Genomic DNA, 19,084 nt, shown 5'->3' with positions numbered 1-19,084 from the left:
ATACAATGTTACCATCGCAGATAGTGTATTTGACAACACCTTGAAGTTTTTCACCGATAAATGGTGAATTTGAAGCTTTAGAAGCAAAGTGGTCAGACACGACACGTTCTTCTTTGTCAGTAAAGATGACGATGTCTGCAGGGCCATTTTCAGCCAAATAACCTGCATCGAAATCATACATAGATGATGGATTAATGGTCATCTTAGCAAGCAATTCTGAAAGCGTCAAGTCGCCTGTCGCAACCAAGTTTGTCAAACCAAGTGATAACGACGTTTCAAGCCCTGTCATACCTGATGGGGCTTTTGTGATGTCATCGACATTCTTTTCGTCGGCATGGTGTGGCGCGTGGTCAGTCGCAATCACTGAAATGACACCAGATTTCAAGCCTTCAATAACCGCCAAACGGTCTTTTTCAGTACGAAGAGGTGGATTCATCTTGGCTGCAGAGCCTTTGATCAAAAGCAAATCCTCTGTTTTTGAGAAATGTTGCGGTGCTGCTTCTGCAGTGACGTTTGCTCCCAATTGTTGAGCAAATTCAACCACTTTCACTGATTCAGCTTTTGACAAGTGTTGGATATGCAAATGAGCTCTACGGTCATAGGCAATCATAACATCACGCGCAATCATGCTGTATTCTGCCACACCTGTTGCTCCGCAGAAATGGAATTTATCACGTGCGATACCTTCGTTAAATCCAAGGATGCCGTTTAATTCTGGGTCTTCTTCGTGCACAGCCACAAATGTGTTGTTTGCTTTAGCCAAATCCAAGGCTTCTTTTAACACTTTTGTGCTTTGAAGCGGAATACCATCGTCAGAAAAGCTAAGAGCACCATTTTCAAGCAAAGCCTTAAAATCAGTCAAAGTCTTGCCGTCAAAGTTTTTCGTTACGGTTGCATTAGTGTAAACGTGAACGTTCTCCTTAGCTGCACTGGCTAAAACTTCTTTCAAAGTCTCAACGTCAGAAATGGTAGGGTTGGTATTTGCCATCATCACAACTGATGTGAAGCCACCAGCTGCCGCTGCTAATGCACCTGTGTGAATGTCTTCTTTATGCGTTTGACCTGGTTCACGGAAGTGTACGTGAATGTCCACCAAGCCAGGTGCCACAACAAGACCAGTAGCGTCAATCACTTCAGCGCCAGCTTCTTCAATTGCATCCGCAATCTTAACAACTTTTTTACCATCGACAAGTACATCCGCTACCTGATCAAAACCAGATTTCGGATCAACAACACGACCATTTTTAATAAGTAACATGTTAAACTCACTTTCTAAATTGATAAATACAATTATCGCTACTTATGTGCGACAAAACACCGTCCTTAATACGAAATACCTCGCCAAATACTTTTTCCTCACTACCATTACCATAGAGGTAACTACCATCACAAATAGCATAAAAGTTGTGTCCGATACTATCCGGATAAGTAATATCTTCAAATAGACGAAGACCGTCAAGTAGATAATCTTTTGTGTCTTGATAATGGGGAATTAATTGAATTTTCGTTATACCTAGACCGTTTAAGAAACGCCTATAATCTTTTGAAATACCTTCACCAGGTTCTTCTGGTTGAGCATAAACGCATTCAGCAGCATTCATTGAGCCAGCACTTGTTCCAACTAAAACCTGTTGGCTATTCTTTAAAAGATTAGCTAAATCAATAGAATTCAAAAATGCATTTTGTGTTGGAACATGACCACCTGCTAAGAAAATGAGGTCAGCTCTTTCAACTAATCTCCCTGCTTGATATGCTGATCGATTATCTAAAACCCCACATGATGAAAAAATGATTCCTTCTACTTCAAATGCTTCCTTTACATCTGCAGCATAACAGTCATTGAAATCATACGCTTGTGGATCAGCACAAATAAACAGCGCTCTAACTTCACTAGAAAGATGTTGTTTCAAGAGATTAATAAAACCATTAGCAGGATTTAGGCGCTTCGTTTTATAATCCAAGGGCTTACTCGCCAAAAAATAAATCATCTTAAAAATTATTTCAACCAATCAATTGGTTCGAGGCCATCCTCTGTCAAATAAGCGTTAGTTTTTGAGAAAGGGTGGCTGCCAAAAAATCCTCGATAAGCTGAGAGTGGACTTGGATGTGCACTTTCAATGACATGATGGATAGGATTGGTAATGAGAGCTTTTTTCTTACGTGCAAAGCCGCCCCACAAGATGAAGACAACAGGTGTTTCTTTTTGGTTAACCGCCTTGATAATTGCATCTGTGAAAGGTTCCCAGATTTGCCCCGCGTGACCATTTGCACGACCAGCTGGAACCGTCAGACAGGCATTTAAAAGAAGCACTCCTTGCTGTGCCCACGGTGTTAAATCGTGGTGATCACGTTGCCCCAAATCATCTGCCAATTCTTTCAAAATATTTTGCAAAGATGGCGGAGCTGGAATGTCTTCTGGTACTGAAAATGACAAGCCTTGTGCTTGATTCGGACCATGGTAAGGATCCTGACCAATGATGACAACTTTTACATTTTCTAGTGCTGTTGTCTGAATCGCGTTAAAGACTTTTTCACGTGGTGGGTAAACCAATTCTTGTTGATAGACGAAGTCCATAAACTGATTGATTTGCCCAAAATAATGCTCTGGTAATTCCTTTTTAATTAATTCATGCCAAGTTGAATGTTGCATGTTCACTCCTCGTTAGTTTTAGTATTTCCCTACTAAATCTAGCACCTCTTTTGCCAAGACATGTCCTTCTATCGCATGTCGCAAATCATTCATGTAAAAACCATTTTCAAGTGGCAATTCACAATCCAAAGCATAGACCGTAAGGGTATAAACATGGTCTTTATCCGGTGGATATGGTCCCATATAACCATCATAAATATCTGAGTTATCCTCATTTAAAAACTTGCTAACCAAGCTATTTTTACCATGTGTATGTTTAACATCCAAACGAGAGAAATCTTCAGGAACAGCTGTTATATCTGCTGGCACATTAGCCACTACCCAGTGAATGTAAGCAAAGCCACAAACTGGGATAGAATCATAGTCGACAAAGGTCCAAGCAAATGTCTTTGTTCCTTTGGGAGCATCCTCAATCGTAAAAGGAAAAGAAATCACAGCGTTTCCTCTCACTTGAACACTAGCCCCTTTAGCATAGGTATCTGGTAAAACATTATCTTTAAATGGTGATGATAGTTTCATTATAACCCCTTTCCATGTTTAAACCAAGAAGGCCACCAAAGTTTTTTCACCTTAGTAGCCAAATACTAACTCAATTAGTCACGCCAAGTTTCTTGATTTTCTTTGAACTTACGTAACAATGTCAAATCATCAGCAGTGATGTAACCTTGCACTTTAGCCACTTTGATAAGCTCTGTGTAGTTAGAAAGTGTTACAAGTTTTACACCTGCTTTTTCAAAGTTTTCAGTTGCTTTTGGCAATTCATAAGTGAAGATGGCTACCACACCGATAACATCAGCACCTTCACGTTCTGCAGCCGCAACAGCTTCAAGGACTGAACCGCCAGTAGAGATAAGGTCTTCAACGACAACCATTTTTTGACCTTTTCTTACACGACCTTCGATTTGATTTCCAGCACCGTGATCTTTTGGTTTGCTACGAATGTAAGCAAATGGAAGATTCATCTTGTCAGCGATAATAGCACCATGTGGGATACCAGCTGTTGCAGTTCCGGCAATCACTTCAACTTCTGGAAATTCTTCTTTGATTTTGTCAACAAACCCATTTTCAATCAAAGTACGTGTTTCTGGGTAAGACAAAGTCACACGGTTATCTGTGTAGATTGGTGATTTGATTCCAGATGCCCATGTAAATGGATCATTTGGTTTTAAGTAAACTGCTTGAATATCAAGCAAATCTGATGCAATTTGTGATGCTAAAGTCATTTTATTCCTCTTTTCTAAACTCAAAAATCAATTTTCACTTTAGTATTAAAATACTAAGCGTTCCATTCGCCGTAAATCGCTTTGTAAGCTGCCACTGGATCTTCAGCTTTAGTAATTGGTCGTCCAACAACGATATAACTTGATCCGATAGCTGATGCTTGACTTGGCGTCATGACGCGTTTTTGGTCACCAACCGAAGCTCCTGCTGGGCGAATACCTGGTGTCAAACAAACAAAATCATCTGACGTTGCCTCTTTGATAACAGCAACCTCGCAAGCCGAGCAGACAACGCCATCAAGACCAGCTTCTTCAGCTTTTTTCGCATAATGAAGCACAGAATCAACCAAACTTGTCTGGATATTTTGATCTTCTTTCATTTGCTCTTCTGATGTTGATGTTAACTGTGTTACCGCAATTAATTTTGGACCTTGTCCAAGCCCTTCACGCGCCGCTTTCATCATCTCAACACCACCAGCTGCGTGAACATTAGTCATGTCAACACCAAGATTTGAAAGCACACGCATTGCAGATTTAACCGTATTCGGAATGTCATGCAATTTCAAATCTAGGAAGACTGAGTGTCCAAGAGATTTCACATAACGAACAATCTCTGGCCCTTCAGCATAATAAAGTTCCATACCAATCTTGACATAGAGCTTCTCATCTGCAGGAAACAAAGCAAGAAATGATTTTACATCATCAAATGATGGAAAATCAAGAGCAATAATCGGACGACTTTCGTGCATTTTTTCTCCTTTTTCTATAAAGAAAACCCCGCCCGAGGGCGAGGTTACACGAAAAGCAGGGTAGCAAACACCCCATTATCAAAGATTATATCTTCTTTTTTTCACGAACCTTTCTCGCCTCTCTGGACTCAATTAAAGGTTATTCAGTTGTTAATAGTATATCTTTTTTTACAATCAAAGTCAAAAATTTACTGACTTTTTAATCAAATAGCAGAGCTTATTTGCCACGTAATTCTTGACGAACTTCGCGACGTAAAGTCTCGAGATCTGTGATGCTATATTGGTCCATGACTTCTGGCAAACGATCGATGATATTTGGACAAGCGTAAGGATCTGCAAAGTTTGCTGTTCCAACACCGATAGCTGACGCACCAGCGATCATCATCTCAATAGCCGCTTCTGCCGAATCAACACCACCCATACCAATAATTGGCAAATCAGAACTTTGCGCTACTTGACGAATAAGCTTAAGAGCTACTGGAAAGACCGCTGGACCGCTCATGCCTCCAGTACCATTGGCAATGATTGGTTTACGTGTTTTCAAATCAAATCGCATACCAACCAAGGTATTAATCATGGTAAATCCTGTCGCACCGGCTTCTTCAACAGCCTTAGCAACTGTCGTAATGTCAGTGACGCTTGGTGTTAACTTGACATAGACTGGCACATCTGAGTTCTCTACACTGGCTTTAACAGCAGCGTAAGCCAATTCTGGTACCTGACCAATCAAAAGGCCATGATTACCGTGGTCAACATTCGGACAAGAGATGTTAAGCTCAATTGCTTTGACATTTGGTGCTTTTGAAATCTTTTCTGACACATAAGCGTATTCGTCATTTGAGAATCCTGCAACATTAGCAATGATTGGCAATTCTGGGAAATGCTCAGCTAACCAAGGAAGTTTTTCTGACAAGACCACGTCAACACCAGGATTTTGCAGACCAATGGCATTTAGCATGCCTGATGGTGTTTCTGCCACACGAGGTGTCGGATTACCAAAACGCGCATCCTTGGTCGTTGCCTTAATCATGATTGAGCCAAGTTTATCCAAATCATAGTATTTGGCATATTCTTGTCCAAAACCAAAACATCCTGACGCTGGGATAATCGGATTTTTTAAATCAAGCCCTGGAAGTTTGACCGCTAAACGATTTTCTGACATGATTTTGCCTCCTTACAAAATGATTTGACCAGTTTCAAAGACTGGACCATCTTCACACACGCGCTTGTTGGCTGCTTCTTTAGCATTTCGCAAATGTACTACGCAAGCGTAGCAAGCTCCCATGCCACAAGCCATACGTGATTCCATTGACAAATAAGCATGTGGGTGATTTTCAAATTTCTTATCCACATATTTTAGCATGCCAGGCGCACCACATGAATAAATGGCATCAAACGACTGCTTTTCAACCAAATCATCAACAACCGTTGATACATATCCTTTAGTTCCATATGATCCATCATCTGTTGTCACATAAACCTTACCGTAAGCTGACAATTCCTCTTCTAGAATTACAGCATCTTTAGTCGCAAAGCCAAGCACAGAAACGACTTCAACACCCTTAGCAGCAAGCTGCTTAGCTGTTTCAACCAAAGGCGGAACACCAATACCCCCACCAATGAGAAGAGCTGTTTGACCAGCTGAGATGACTGATAAATCAAAGCTATTACCCTGAGGTCCCATGGTATCAACGCGATCACCAGCATTTAGCTGAGATAAAATAGCTGTCCCAGCGCGTTCTACTCGGTAAACAATCGTTGCCACTTTATTGACCTTATCAATCTGACAAATCGAAATCGGACGTCGTAAAAGTTTGCTAGGGTCCGGCACACGCAAGTGCAAAAATTGACCAGGTGCCATGTCCAAGACCATCTCACCAGAAAGCTTCATCTCAAAAATGCGTGGGGCAATCTCACGTTGACTAACAATCAGTAAATCTTCTTTTAACACAGAAGTTTTGTCTTTACAACTTGAATTCATAGTGTTCCTTTCACACAAAAAAACCTCGCCAGAAGGCAAGGTTACAGCAAAATAAGCAGAGCACACCAAAGTACACTCATACCCTTTATCAGAGATAACACTCTTTTTTACAGTAACCTTGAAAGTCTCTCTGGACTTAATTAAAGGTTTTCAAATTTTTACTATTATAACGCGTTTTCATTTGCTTGTCAATTATTTTTGTAAGTTTCTGATGGACTTAGCTCGCTCTTCTATTTTCAGGCTCATGAAAAAACAGTCCACTGGACTTATTCGCTTTTCTGTTTTCAGGCTCATGAAAAAACAGTCCACTAGACTTATTCGCTTTTCTGTTTTCAGGCTCATGAAAAAACAGTCCACTGGACTTATTCGCTTTTCTGTTTTCAGGCTCATGAAAAAACAGTCCACTGGACTGTTTTTTTAATCTAGATATGCTGCATAAGAATAGATGTTTAAATCAGAGCGTCCGGTAAATGGGGCGATTTCTGACATCAAGGTTTCAAAGCGACTATCTTTTAGCAAGATATTTTGACCATAAATCAATAGATTAATTGGTTCAGTCGGTTCGCTAATCAAGTTTCCTTCTGCATCAAAGACTTCTTTTTTACGGCGGCGTAATTCATCCAAAACATTTTCAAGGATAACCAAGCAATCTGAGATATTATCTACTGCACCATAAAAACGATCAAACGCATTGTAGAAGTTAATCTCGCGCTTCAAATCATCTCCAGCATCCAAGACACATACCAAGCCTTTATGGTCGAAAAGGAAGTGACGGAACTGCTTAACAGCCTCATCACGACTGATTACTGGAAAATCAGACTCTTTGACTTCTTCTTTCTCAGATTCTTCGTCAAGAAGGACTTTCTCAACCACTTCGTTATCGCTAACTTGTTTTTCATCGCTCGTGGCAACTTCATCAGCTGGTTCTTCCAACTCAACTGTCTCAGGCTCTTCTGCCTCGACAAGGTCGTCTTCAACTTCTAGTTCTGCAGTTTCTTCAATTTCTTCATTTTCATCAGAAGCTTCCTCAAGCTCAGCTTCTTCTGAGACTTCTTGTTCAGTTTCTTCTTCAGGAGATTGAGTCACTTCTTCTTGAATTTGCTCTTCGCTGTCTTCGTCAGAATTTTCCACCTCTACCTCAACAACTGGTTCTTCATCAACTGATTCACTTACTTCTTCTGGGCTTACTTCAGTTTGAGGAGCATCTTCTTCAGCATCAGTAGTTTCAACAGTTTCTGCTTCGTCAGCAACGACAGGTTCAAGGACTTCCTCAGCGTCTCCTTTGTTATCGGCTACTTCGTCATTTCCTTTAACAACTTCTTTTAATTCACCTGGTCCAAGGACTTTTTCGGACTTAGCTGCTTTTTCTTTAGCTAATTCTTTTTCTACTAATTCTGGAATAGAGTCAACTTTTTCGTCTTCACTGTCATCATAAACTTCTTCAGATTTTCTCGGTGTCAAAGCATCAATCTTAGCCATTAGCTCTACTTTTTTGACTTCTCTTTTCTTGTATTCCACAACTTGTAACGGATCAACCAAAAGAGGGTATTCAGATTCTTCTTTGATTGATAAATTTGTTACACGAAGAGAGGTAAAGACATCAATCAAAACACCAAAAACGCGTTGACGATTATCACCCAAAATCGCATGGAAAACAGACTTAGACTCACAAATTTCCAAGACGTTATCAATCCCACGAACCCAAGTACCGACAATATCCAAAGAGTGATTCATCAATCTGAATGACGCTTCATCATACCAAAAAGTTGACTTAATCAACTTTTCTTGCTTAGAAAGCGCATCCACTGCTGCCAAAATTTCACATAACTCTGATTGCACAATATTTGGCGAAAAAGAAGCCCCCAATAAAGATGGGGTCTTCTCAACCAAAACAATTTCATCTCTGAAAAGTGTTAGGTAATGAATGCTGACAAGTAATTTTTGAATTAATAAACGATGCCCATTTGAGTTTGTATCTTTCATCGCTACCACCACACTCACCTTATAACTTATATTACATTTCTATTACAGTACGTTACTACTAATATATCACATAATAGGTAAAAGGACAATGAAAAAAGATAAGAAGACTGAAAATAAAAAAACCGAACGATATGTTTAAACAAAAAAAGAAACCGAGTCGTAATTCAGTTTCTTCTATTTATCAAGATTATTTTTTAACGTCTTGTTTGTAGAATTCTTGCAAAGCTTCTTGCCAAGTTGGAATGACAAAACCTGTAGCTTTTGCTTTTTTAAGACTCATTGTTGAGTTAAGTGGACGTTTTGCTTTTGCTGGGAATTGGCTTGAATCAACTGGTTTAACGACAACATCAGTATCTTTCAAGATTTCAACCGCGAAGTCATACCAAGTTGTATCTTCATCAGCATCATTTGACAAGTGGTAGTAACCAAATTCTTTTTGGTTTTCTGTCAAGTAAGTCATGAATTCTGCCAACGTACGAGTCCAAGTTGGACGACCGTGTTGGTCATTAACAACAGTCAATGTGTCATGAGTTTTGGCAAGGTTTTGCATTGTGAAAACAAAGTTTTTACCATAGTTACCAAATACCCAAGCTGTACGGATGATGTAGAATTTTTCAGCGTATTTTTCAACTGCTTCTTCACCCAAACGTTTTGTACGACCGTACTCAGTTTGAGGATCTGGAGTATCATCAACTTCCCATTCTTGACCAACTGGTTTTTTACCATCAAAAACATAGTCAGTTGAAATGTAAACAAGAGTTGCACCATATTTTGCTGCAGCTTTAGCTACGATTTCAGTACCTGTCACGTTGATGGCGTAGTCAAGTTCTTTACCTTCATCTTCAGCCGCATCAACCGCAGTGTATGCCGCACAGTGGTAAACAAGTGTTGGTTTTACTTGTGCAAATACTTCATCAACTTTTTCAGCATTAGTGATGTCCATTTCTGCAACGTCAACCGCTACATACTCCTCACCACGTTCATCCAAAAGATAACGTAACTCTGTTCCTAATTGCCCATTGGCACCTGTAACTAAAATCATTTTAGCACTCCTTTTATCATATCTAAAGGCCTGTAAACCTTTTAAATCATTCCCTACTATTTTACACTATTTTTACAGAAAAAGCAGTAAGGAGCAGAAATTCCTAGAAATAATTCTAAAAATTTAACAAAGATGCTTACTATTCCAAGCTTTAACAATTCTTTTTTCGACCTTATATCAAAAAGAAGCTACATCAAGCACATGTTCTAAAACATCCAAATATCCATTACAGCGTTCTAACTCATCAAAAGTATCGTCGAAAACTATCGCCTAATGCTTTTTATTCAAGGACTTTCAGAGAAACGTTAACGCCTAGAGAGTGTTTAGACAAGATTTTTAAACACGTTCCGCAACTTAAAAAATACTACAACCTTTATCAATTACTTCTTTTTCACTTACAAGAACAGCATACCGAATAATTTTTTGGATTAATTCAGGAAGTTTTACATCAACTCAATCGCTCATTAAAAACAACTCTAACAACTTTCGTTTGGTATAAGAAATACATTACCAATGCCATTGAACTTCCCTATTCTAATGCCAAACTGGAGGCAACCAACAAACTCATCAAAGACATCAAGCGTAATGCCTTTGGATTCAGGAACTTTGACAATTTTAAAAAACGTATCTTTATCGCTTTAAACATGCAAAAAGAGAAGACGCATTTCGTCTCCTCTCGTGCTTAGCTATAAGTCACCCACTACAGTTGACAAAGAGCCCTAATTTATCACCAATAAAAAGGCATCGCACAAACTAACCCAAAAGTCGGCTTGTGCGATACCTTTTTTTACGTTCGTAATCAATCCGTACCCTAAAAAGTAATACGTTTAATTGAACAGACGCTTTTTTAATGCCCAAAAATAGTTGCTTCGGCCAAACATTATGATAATCATTGCAGCGCTTACCAAAAGCATCGTGGCAACTTTTCCCATTATTGAAATTAATGAATTACCACCCAAGTACGCCTTGCCTAAATAACCAAGGAAAGTTTGAATACCGAATAGCAATCCAAACTTACACAATAGTTCTGACACACCTTGAAAATTTCCTTTCAAAGGATACTTGTAAATAACGAATGGTTCTATCCATGATACGGTCATTGCTGTGGACAGTATCGTTCCTAGCAATACCCCATTCACCCCCAGCTTAAATGGACCAACGAACAGCAACGTTAAGAAGATATTTACAAAAGACTCTATGATCGACTTCCACCTCTGAACCCATTGTAATCCAAAAGCATCAATGTATATCCAAAATGGCACACGAACTAACTGCAAAATAAGTACAATAGAAATCAAAGTTTCCGTGTGAACAGAAAATACAAATTTTTCTCCTACCCACATGCGCATAAATGGCGAAAGTACAACTAAATAAATTGCATATCCACCCGCGATTAATGTATAGAAAATAAAAATTATTTCTGTTAATACAATTCTATTTTTTTCAGAATCTCTTTCAACACCTAAATGTCCAACACTCGGGGCTAACGCGCTGGAAACTTTTTGCAGAATTGTCTGTATAGCATTCGTTATTACTGAATAATTTGAATAGATACCAACAGTGGCTAGATTAGTAAATAGCGACAAAATAATATTATCACTACCAAAAACGATCAAGCTCCCTATTTTACTTGAAAACCCACCAACCGCATTTTTAAAAATTTTGGATTTTTCTGAAGAATCAAGAAGAACTCGGTCAGTAACCTTCAAAAAAGGAAACTCATGCCGCGCAATTACAGTAATAATTACATTCGAAACAATAGTTCCCATTAGTTGTATAGACACATACAAAACCGGATTTTTAAAAATCATTAAGCTAATCAGCTGAGCCAGATTTACAACTACAAAGCTAAGCGAAGTTACTCCATTCACAATATACCCTTGCTGGTTTGCATTTAATACAGATCGATTATAACCAAGCAAATAACTTGAAACTGTATTCGCTAGAAATAAAAAGTAAATGGTATAAACATCCGGTAATTTCATGCCTGCATTCCCTATTATTTCAGGCAAAAACGCTACTAAAATTACTCCTAAAACAGTTACAATAATTGCAATCCATCTAAAGGTATTCCTGTAAAGTCGCATGACCGCTGTGATTTTTTTTGCATCTTTTTCTTTTAATGGCTGAAAAAGAGTGTACACAAAGACAGAATCCAATCCTAAATCAACTAGTGACAACATTGACAAAGTGCTTGTTAATACGCCATTTAATCCTAGGTAATCGTTACCTAACTTTTGAATGAACACCACACGTACAATCATCATAAGAAACAACTGTACAAAATAAGTTATTAACGTAACCATTACATTTAATTTTGCTCGCTTAGTTCTATTCATTTTTTAACGTATTCCTATCTACCGAAACTTTATCAATTAATCGAGTATATTCACTCAAAACTTTCGCCATTGAAAAATGACTCTGTGCGGATAGTGCTTTGCTTTTTAAATCTTTCACGTTGTTTACAGCACCCAATACATTAGCAGACAACGTAGACACATCCCCCGTATTTTCAATCAATTCACCGAAACGACCATCTTCCAAAATCTCTTCCGAACCGCCATTTTTTGTTGCCAAGAGCGGATAATCAAGCCAAATATAGACATCTGTATATTTAGCCCAAGTATTCTTCTTTAAACTTTCTATGCACCGCATAAAGTGTTGGTCTCTACAAAGCGTTGGTATTAACATCGGTGCATAAACTTTTTTCTCCATATATAAACTTTCCCTTGTATAACTCATTTTTCTAAAAATTTTGAAATTGTAAAGTCTGTACTCGTCGATGGCCTATCATGTCTTCTAAAGTGCTCTTCTCCTTTTGGATTTTGAGTGAACATAACATCACTCTTATTCACCTTACTCATATATTCATCATATGATTTGAGCACATAATGATTTATTTGAATCGGAAAGACATCTCTATCAGCTGGATTATACCAGTCTCTTGGACAAATTTTTCCACAGCAGTTTACTGGAGGCATATTAAACACCCCTCTTTTTGTCCATAACATATGGTGTAAAATTGGTTGTTTATCCGAAATTTCAAATTCAGTATTAATAAAGCACTTTCCTATGTCATCATATTTATACCAACAGGAAGTAAAGTCTTTTGTCACTGGTCTTTTTGTATCCCTGTGAATAAGACCATTTGATCCAAACATCTTCCAATATATTAAAATAGACTGCTCATAAGCATGCTCTTTGAAATATTCTTTTACACTTTTATTTTCAATCGGTACAATAAATTCATCAATATCAATAAACCCCAGCCAACTAGTTTCATTTCTGAATCGATTAAAACAATCATGATAGGCTTCCATTTGGGCTTGACTTTTCGGCCAATCAATTAAATCAATATATCTTTCCTCCAAGTATGGCTTAATGATCGTCAGATAATTATCCGTCGAGTTATTATTATAAAGATAAATATGATCTACTCCAGCCTTTTTATGGTACTCTATCCATTCTTTCAAATAGAAAGCTTCATCTTTAAAAATACCACAAATTGAAACATAATATTTTTTATCATCGCTCGCTTTTTTACGAAAAATAGTCTTCAACACTTTATATCCAATGCATTGCATAACTGTTATGCAATATTTTGTCTTGTATACAAAATTTTCATTTCTTGGTTTATCAAAAATAAAATATTTATCTTCTGTTATCAGCATTATTCATCCTCATATAACGAAAGCACATATGCCACATATTCTGCAAATGATCCGTCTATCTCTTCAATTTTATAATTCCTAGTAAGGCCTACCTTTATAGCCTCTGCAAACTGCTTACTATCAGCCGTTTCTGTTAAAAATCCATTATCTGAATCTATAATGTCCACAATTCCACCTGAATTTTTTGCCCCTATAACAGGAGTACCAAACAGTAACGCTTCTAAAATAGTTGATGGCAACGTATCAAATCGCGAACACATTAAGTATATATCAGCAAGAGAATATACCCCAGACAATTGCTCGGCATTAAGTGAACCAAGAAAAATAAAATTGGATGGATTTCCGTTTTTCTCAATTGCCTCATCGTAGTAATTTTCCTTCTTTCCAGCCCAAATAAATTCACATTCCGGTATTAATGCTGCTGTCTGAAGGAAAATGTCGAATCCCTTTCTCTCCGTTGTGTTGCCTACGCCTGCTATCACTTTTTTGCCACAGTCTAAAACGGGATAAGCTTCTGCAATCTTCTCTCTTTGTCTTTTTATCTCTTCCGATGAGGGCTTTTTCAAATACGTTCCTTGCGGCTTTATAGATATCTTCTGACTGTCACAAACTTTACAGAGACTTAAAATCTGATTTTTTGCAATTGTAGTTGAAAACAAAATTTTATCAGAGTACACCAGCATATCTCTTGTTGCATCTTCCAAATGAAGCATCTTAATAACTTGCTCTAATTCATGAATCATAGATATCACTTTAAAACCACATTTTTTTGTAATTTCCACTAGATCTCCATTTGAAGCTGTAATGATTAATGCTTTTCTATAGCCTTTTTTATAAAGATTACGGCATATTACCTCATATGATTTTGTGTTCAGTGCAATCTGAAGGGGTGCAACTTTATTATATTTTTCATTCATCACGCCAAATTGCCTTGAGACAATATAGACATCTACTCCCTGATGCTTAAGTTCCTCAGCAATATGCAATGCTAAAATACTTGCACCTAATTCTTGTGATTCATGAATAACAAGGAGCATTCCAGATTGCTTAACCTTTTTGTTCACGTTAAGATATTTAAAGTCCCCTGGGTTCTGAAATATCCGCTTAATTTTGGTCAGTTGTTTTTTGTATTTATACTTCATTCCAAATCATCTCCTTCCTATCACAAATCTATACTTTTCAGTGATACATAAATAGAGAATAAACATTGCCACAATCTTAAGCAAATCATTGTAATAATAGACATTAAGTAATGCTATCAATCCAGTTCCCAATAGTTTGCATGCTGTTTTTCTTTTATCAAAATATCTCATAATCCATATTGTAAATATTAAAGAAAGAGCCAGACCCAAAATTCCAAAGTTTGAAACAAACTCTGGATAATAAGAAGCTGGCATATGATATGTCACATCGCTTAATGAAGATGACCCCAATACTCCACGCATATAATAATCAATGTATGGTCTCGGCTTACTTATCCATATTGCTCTTGGGATAAAGAAAAACAAACTATATAACATCGATTGTCCCGGATAATCCAAAATATGAAGCTTTTCAGGATGAAGCGTTGCATATATAGAGAATCTGACATGCATTGAGCGGAAAATATACTCCTGCATCTCGTAATACCAATCACTATTAAAACTAATTTTATCTGTTATGTACATATATGCATAAAAATAAACCGCAACCATACCAAATAAAAACACATATTTTGGAGCAATCTTTTTTAGTGAACCTTCCTTAAGAAGATCAATCAAAAAGAACACCCCAATTATTATCATCAGATATGTTCGTTTTCCATTTACCACTGTAAAAAAAACTATTAAGACTATCCTAAAAATAACTCCACCAATTTTATTTTTAGAATCAAATAACTTCAAGGCGATTATCGCACCAACAAGTAAATTAAATAATGGCCCAATAACATGCTCCGAGTATCTAGCAATTGAATCTGATACCTGAATATGAACATTTCGGAATGTCAAATAGTACATTGGATTAGGTGCAACTATAACAGAAAATACACTTGCTGCAACAATAATGTAACATATTCCTACAACTATCTTACGATATTTGAAATCTTGAATAAACAGCAGAAACTCTTGTATATCGTTAGTTCTTGTTACGCTTCGATCTAATCTCTTGATTCTTCTTAATTCATATGTAAACATCAACTGAGCCAGAAGAACAAATAAGCAGTATATTAGTAATGTAGTTTGATCCTCCATAGCTCGAACAAAATTCATATATACATCCCTTGGTATATCTGGGATGCCAAAATACATCTCTAGAAAAAGTGGAACTACCATAACTAAGTCAAAAACAGCTATAACCGGATATATACTATGAAATCTTTTGTACTTTTTAATCATTAATATGAGATTAATGAACGAATATGCTACAATAAAGCCTTCTAATGCAACCATAATCATTCACCAACCTTTCCCTTAAAGCCGTCATATATTCCTCTACAGATGCACCTGCTTTTATTTAACTTGTCTTCTTCATAAAAAATTACAATGCCAATCATTTTAATTTCTTGCAATAGTCCTTTTACAACCAGCAGCGTACTTCTTCTTTTCTTGGCAGTATAAATAATATTTCTAGCTATATAATATTTGCGAAACGCTGAGTGATTTTTCACAAGAACTCTCCAAAAGAGAAAACGATGATATTCGATTCGTCCTAATTCGTGCAGAAGTATAACGCTCTGAATGCACAAAATTTTATATCCACTTTGTCTTAATCGATAACAAATATCAAAATCGACACCATCAATAAACATATTCTCATCAAAGCCACCAATGTTATTCCATGCTTCAATATTTAAAAGTGATCCAGACGTAATACATTCATCAATCTCTGTACAGCCTTCCTTGGCTTTTATTTCTTCGCCTTTATTTCTATCGTAAATAACCGGACATAGCATTCCAACATTCTGATATGCCGTGTAATTTTCAAACTCATCTATGATATTTGATGGAGAAACTGAATCTTGATCTAATGTGAGAATCCACTCATATCCATCCTTCTGCGCAGCAATTGTAAGCTGATTAAGTGCTTTTGCAATTCCTTGATTCTCTAAATTGAGAATTACAGAAAACTGCGAAGAATTAAATCCATTCAACATTTCAATCACTTCACTAATATTCTTTGACCCATTATCCACCAGATACACATGAGTACACTGAACAATAACAGCATCTATGTTCTCTTTTAATCTTTTAATGTCTGGGTTGAAAAGGACAATGCCCGCTGATATGTCCATGTGTAATATATCCTCCATTGAATTGATACGGTATTTTATCTATTTCTGATAATAACTATGTCTAAATCATAATAAAACGTCATAAAACTATTCCACTCAGTGAATACTTCTCCATAGTTTTATCCCATCTTTAGTTCCATGCATAAGTTGTTTTATGTAATCCGTCTTATTATCAAACAAGAGAAGTACCTTTCCCCATTTCACGCAGTATCGAGCTACCTCCCTTAGCGACTTATACTCCAGTGCCAACCAAACTATTGCTCTAGCTTGCATGTAATACCGCCACGGTGAAGCCACACCATATTTTACTTTAAATCCACCAAGATTAAACATGCGAGTTTCAGCTGGCAAATGATTAATTCGGGCATCCGCAAGTTCTACTACGCGATACCCATATCTATGCATTTTATAGCAATAATCTATATCCAAACCGTCTACAAAAAGTTCCTCTTTAAACCCATTAGCAGTTTCAAACACGCTGATATTATAAAAGCATCCAGATGTCATCGCCCAAGACACATCTCTTTGTCCTTCAAATTTACTCTCAAGGTTTCTATCATGAAGATGTACTGGCGCAAGGACACCTATTTTACTGCAGTTATTCTTTTGGATATAATCTTTATATACTTTCACAACATTAGTATTGAAGGTACTATCGGCATCCATAATAAGAGCCCATTCAAAGCCTTCATCTGCCGCCAGTTTCATTCCATGGTTTAATGCTTTACATAAACCAATGTTTTTATGGAAATGGATGTACTCCGCTTTTTCTTTGACATGCCCACTACGCTTCGATAAAACATCATTTACAATTGCTTCTCTGCTTTCAACTGAGTTGTCTAAAATATATACTTTATCAACGCTGTCATAATAATCCAGAATATTTTCTATTTCTTTGTTATTAGGCTCATATAGAACCACTATTGAACATATCTTCATCGATTATTCCTTATCCTTAAAATTTTAAAGTATCTTTCAGTCCCAGCCACTTCTGGTCCTTATCGCTCAAGTTCAATGCAGTACCATCTTTCAGCGTGTAGCCTTCAGCACTTGCGCTGCCCTTATACTCGCCCTTCAGTCCTCTATAATCTTCCTCAAGGAAATCCTGTGAGCAAACCAGTATATTCTCAAATTTTTCCTTATCCAAATACTTGAGAAGCATTCGGATGTAGCGATCCACGCCGCCAGCAGCTTGCGCTACATGTAAAATCCTTATCTTTTTCATCATGCCACCGCCTTTGCAGTGCCATAACTATCTGGCTCAATGCTAACAGAGTATGCAAGGGTGTACGGCCTGATAACCGCAATAAAACGAATTAAGTCATGCTGTACCCCCCCGTTCATTCAGAGCATTTTCGTACTTTTTGATGTACATTTGCGCCATTACTTTTGTGTTATACATCTTTAGAATATCCTGATATGCATGTTCTGTTAGTTTTTCAGCTTCAACCTGACATTCTTCGATAGCCTTTACGAAGTCTTCCACTTTCGTACACACAAAGCCATTCTCACCATTATGGATAACATCCCAATTACCAATTACATTACTTACCACACATGCTTTCTTCATATACATGGATTCAAGTAGAGAAATTGGAAGTCCTTCCCATCTGCTTGGTAAAAGAAAAACATCTGCATTAACTGCATATCTAATTGCAGTGCTTCGGTCAGCCCATCCTGTGATTTCGATATTCTCGCTTGTAAGTTGGTCTCGAAGTTCACCATCACCAATCCAGACAAATTTCACATCTGGAAGTGATTCGGCTATCTTATTAAACAGTGTGGGATTTTTCTGATAGCAGATTCTTCCCAGTGTGTAAACTGTGAATGAGTGCTCTACTTTTTCCGTCTTATCAATAATCTCCTGAAGTTCTGCCATGTTGATGCCATTGTTCACATAAGTAGAACGCCTAGTAAGTTTCAAAGATTCTTGATGCTCACCCACGCTGCAACTGATGGTAGTACAATTTCGCTTTGCACACACCGATTCAATCACCTTAAACATTCTACGCTTCATCGGCTTATAATTTTCCATCAGAAAACTATAACCGTGCGGGGTATAGAACATTGGGATTTTTCCATTGAACGCAACCCGACCAATTGCACCAGCTTTACTACTATGTAGATGGATTACATCAGGCTTGATTTTTGCCGCTATTTTTTTAACTTCAAAAAATGCGGCGATATCTTTCGCCGGATCAATTGCACGTCCAAAGTTTTTGACTTCAATCAAATGAATTCGCTTGTCAAAGTAATCCTTATAATTTTCCGGCGTTTGCTTTCGCACCGCGTAAGCAATGTACATATCATAGGAATTGACCAGCTCATTTGCCAAATCAACTATGTAAGTAAAAACGCCTCCGCCCATAGCTTCGACTATGTACAGTATTTTCTTTTTCTCCGCCATAGATTTCTTCCTCCACTGATCCCTCAAATTTTTATCTATGTACACATCTGTTCTTCACAGATAGTATCTCTTTTTCCTCTTGCCACTCACACGGCTAAGTGTTTTCTTAT

The 19,084-nt window shown here is 37.4% G+C and carries 18 protein-coding genes and 2 pseudogenes; 1 reads left to right on the top strand and 19 read right to left on the bottom strand.

The window, feature by feature from the left end; translation table 11 throughout:
* The 10 genes from STRINF_RS07640 to rfbD all read right to left on the bottom strand — a co-directional run.
* On the bottom strand, window positions 1-1,258 hold a 1,258-nt coding region (locus tag STRINF_RS07640), incomplete at its 3' end, for a dihydroorotase (protein ID WP_006532513.1).
* Window positions 1,259-1,265: 7 nt separating this feature from the next.
* A complete protein-coding gene (locus tag STRINF_RS07635; protein WP_043878424.1) occupies window positions 1,266-1,988 on the bottom strand; it encodes a Type 1 glutamine amidotransferase-like domain-containing protein in 723 nt (240 codons plus the stop codon).
* 8 nt (window positions 1,989-1,996) lie between these two features.
* Window positions 1,997-2,650: a uracil-DNA glycosylase gene (locus tag STRINF_RS07630; protein WP_006532511.1), complete on the bottom strand. Its 654-nt coding sequence runs from the start codon at window positions 2,648-2,650 to the stop codon at window positions 1,997-1,999.
* A gap of 18 nt (window positions 2,651-2,668) precedes the next feature.
* Window positions 2,669-3,169 carry a YbhB/YbcL family Raf kinase inhibitor-like protein gene (locus tag STRINF_RS07625; RefSeq protein WP_006532510.1) on the bottom strand — a complete coding sequence of 167 codons (501 nt, stop codon included), beginning with the start codon at window positions 3,167-3,169 and terminating at the stop codon, window positions 2,669-2,671.
* A gap of 74 nt (window positions 3,170-3,243) precedes the next feature.
* The gene (gene pyrE, locus STRINF_RS07620) at window positions 3,244-3,873 is read right to left on the bottom strand and encodes an orotate phosphoribosyltransferase (protein WP_006532509.1); all 630 of its coding nucleotides are present in this window, start codon (window positions 3,871-3,873) and stop codon (window positions 3,244-3,246) included.
* A 53-nt stretch (window positions 3,874-3,926) separates the two neighbouring features.
* The gene (gene pyrF, locus STRINF_RS07615; RefSeq protein ID WP_006532508.1) at window positions 3,927-4,619 is read right to left on the bottom strand and encodes an orotidine-5'-phosphate decarboxylase; all 693 of its coding nucleotides are present in this window, start codon (window positions 4,617-4,619) and stop codon (window positions 3,927-3,929) included.
* 217 nt (window positions 4,620-4,836) lie between these two features.
* On the bottom strand, window positions 4,837-5,781 hold the full coding sequence (locus STRINF_RS07610) for a dihydroorotate dehydrogenase (protein WP_006532507.1): 945 nt from the start codon (window positions 5,779-5,781) through the stop codon (window positions 4,837-4,839).
* A 12-nt stretch (window positions 5,782-5,793) separates the two neighbouring features.
* Window positions 5,794-6,600 carry a dihydroorotate dehydrogenase electron transfer subunit gene (locus STRINF_RS07605; RefSeq protein WP_006532506.1) on the bottom strand — a complete coding sequence of 269 codons (807 nt, stop codon included), beginning with the start codon at window positions 6,598-6,600 and terminating at the stop codon, window positions 5,794-5,796.
* A 417-nt stretch (window positions 6,601-7,017) separates the two neighbouring features.
* Entirely contained in the window at window positions 7,018-8,583 is a 1,566-nt protein-coding gene (locus STRINF_RS10900) for a hypothetical protein (RefSeq protein ID WP_043878415.1), read from the bottom strand.
* Window positions 8,584-8,770: 187 nt separating this feature from the next.
* Entirely contained in the window at window positions 8,771-9,625 is an 855-nt protein-coding gene (gene rfbD, locus STRINF_RS07595; RefSeq protein WP_006532503.1) for a dTDP-4-dehydrorhamnose reductase, read from the bottom strand.
* A 248-nt stretch (window positions 9,626-9,873) separates the two neighbouring features.
* On the opposite strand from rfbD, the pseudogene STRINF_RS10020 reads away from it, so the two are divergent.
* Window positions 9,874-10,311: pseudogene (locus STRINF_RS10020) on the top strand (transposase); the annotation flags it as partial.
* A 141-nt stretch (window positions 10,312-10,452) separates the two neighbouring features.
* Here STRINF_RS10020 and STRINF_RS07590 read toward each other — a convergent pair.
* From STRINF_RS07590 to STRINF_RS07550, 9 genes and pseudogenes are all read right to left on the bottom strand, one after another.
* Window positions 10,453-11,931 (bottom strand): oligosaccharide flippase family protein, encoded by a 1,479-nt coding sequence (locus tag STRINF_RS07590; RefSeq protein WP_223903562.1) that lies wholly within the window; start codon window positions 11,929-11,931, stop codon window positions 10,453-10,455.
* 25 nt (window positions 11,932-11,956) lie between these two features.
* On the bottom strand, window positions 11,957-12,340 hold the full coding sequence (locus STRINF_RS07585) for a glycosyltransferase (RefSeq protein ID WP_043878414.1): 384 nt from the start codon (window positions 12,338-12,340) through the stop codon (window positions 11,957-11,959).
* 23 nt (window positions 12,341-12,363) lie between these two features.
* Window positions 12,364-13,296: a glycosyltransferase family 92 protein gene (locus tag STRINF_RS07580; RefSeq protein ID WP_006532500.1), complete on the bottom strand. Its 933-nt coding sequence runs from the start codon at window positions 13,294-13,296 to the stop codon at window positions 12,364-12,366.
* Window positions 13,296-14,438, bottom strand: coding sequence for a glycosyltransferase family 4 protein (locus STRINF_RS07575; RefSeq protein WP_006532499.1), 1,143 nt, complete (start codon window positions 14,436-14,438; stop codon window positions 13,296-13,298). Before STRINF_RS07575 ends, STRINF_RS07580 begins: the two co-directional genes overlap by 1 nt.
* Window positions 14,439-14,444: 6 nt before the next feature.
* Window positions 14,445-15,725, bottom strand: a complete 1,281-nt coding sequence (locus STRINF_RS07570; RefSeq protein ID WP_043878423.1) for a capsular biosynthesis protein CpsS — start codon at window positions 15,723-15,725, stop codon at window positions 14,445-14,447.
* Between the two features lie 2 nt (window positions 15,726-15,727).
* Complete coding sequence (locus STRINF_RS07565; RefSeq protein WP_052294210.1) at window positions 15,728-16,567, bottom strand: glycosyltransferase family 2 protein; 840 nt, start codon at window positions 16,565-16,567, stop codon at window positions 15,728-15,730.
* Between the two features lie 96 nt (window positions 16,568-16,663).
* Window positions 16,664-17,506, bottom strand: a complete 843-nt coding sequence (locus tag STRINF_RS07560; RefSeq protein ID WP_006532496.1) for a glycosyltransferase family 2 protein — start codon at window positions 17,504-17,506, stop codon at window positions 16,664-16,666.
* A gap of 16 nt (window positions 17,507-17,522) precedes the next feature.
* A pseudogene (locus STRINF_RS10830) lies at window positions 17,523-17,645 on the bottom strand (dTDP-4-dehydrorhamnose 3,5-epimerase); the annotation flags it as partial.
* Between the two features lie 243 nt (window positions 17,646-17,888).
* On the bottom strand, window positions 17,889-18,974 hold the full coding sequence (locus STRINF_RS07550) for a glycosyltransferase (RefSeq protein ID WP_043878413.1): 1,086 nt from the start codon (window positions 18,972-18,974) through the stop codon (window positions 17,889-17,891).
* Window positions 18,975-19,084: the final 110 nt, after the last annotated feature.

Origin of the sequence: Streptococcus infantarius subsp. infantarius ATCC BAA-102, assembly GCF_000154985.1 — a bacterium.
GTDB classification, from domain to species: Bacteria; Bacillota; Bacilli; order Lactobacillales; family Streptococcaceae; genus Streptococcus; species Streptococcus infantarius.
Note: the sequence above shows the minus strand (reverse complement) of the source record. Positions and strands in the feature narration are given on the sequence as shown.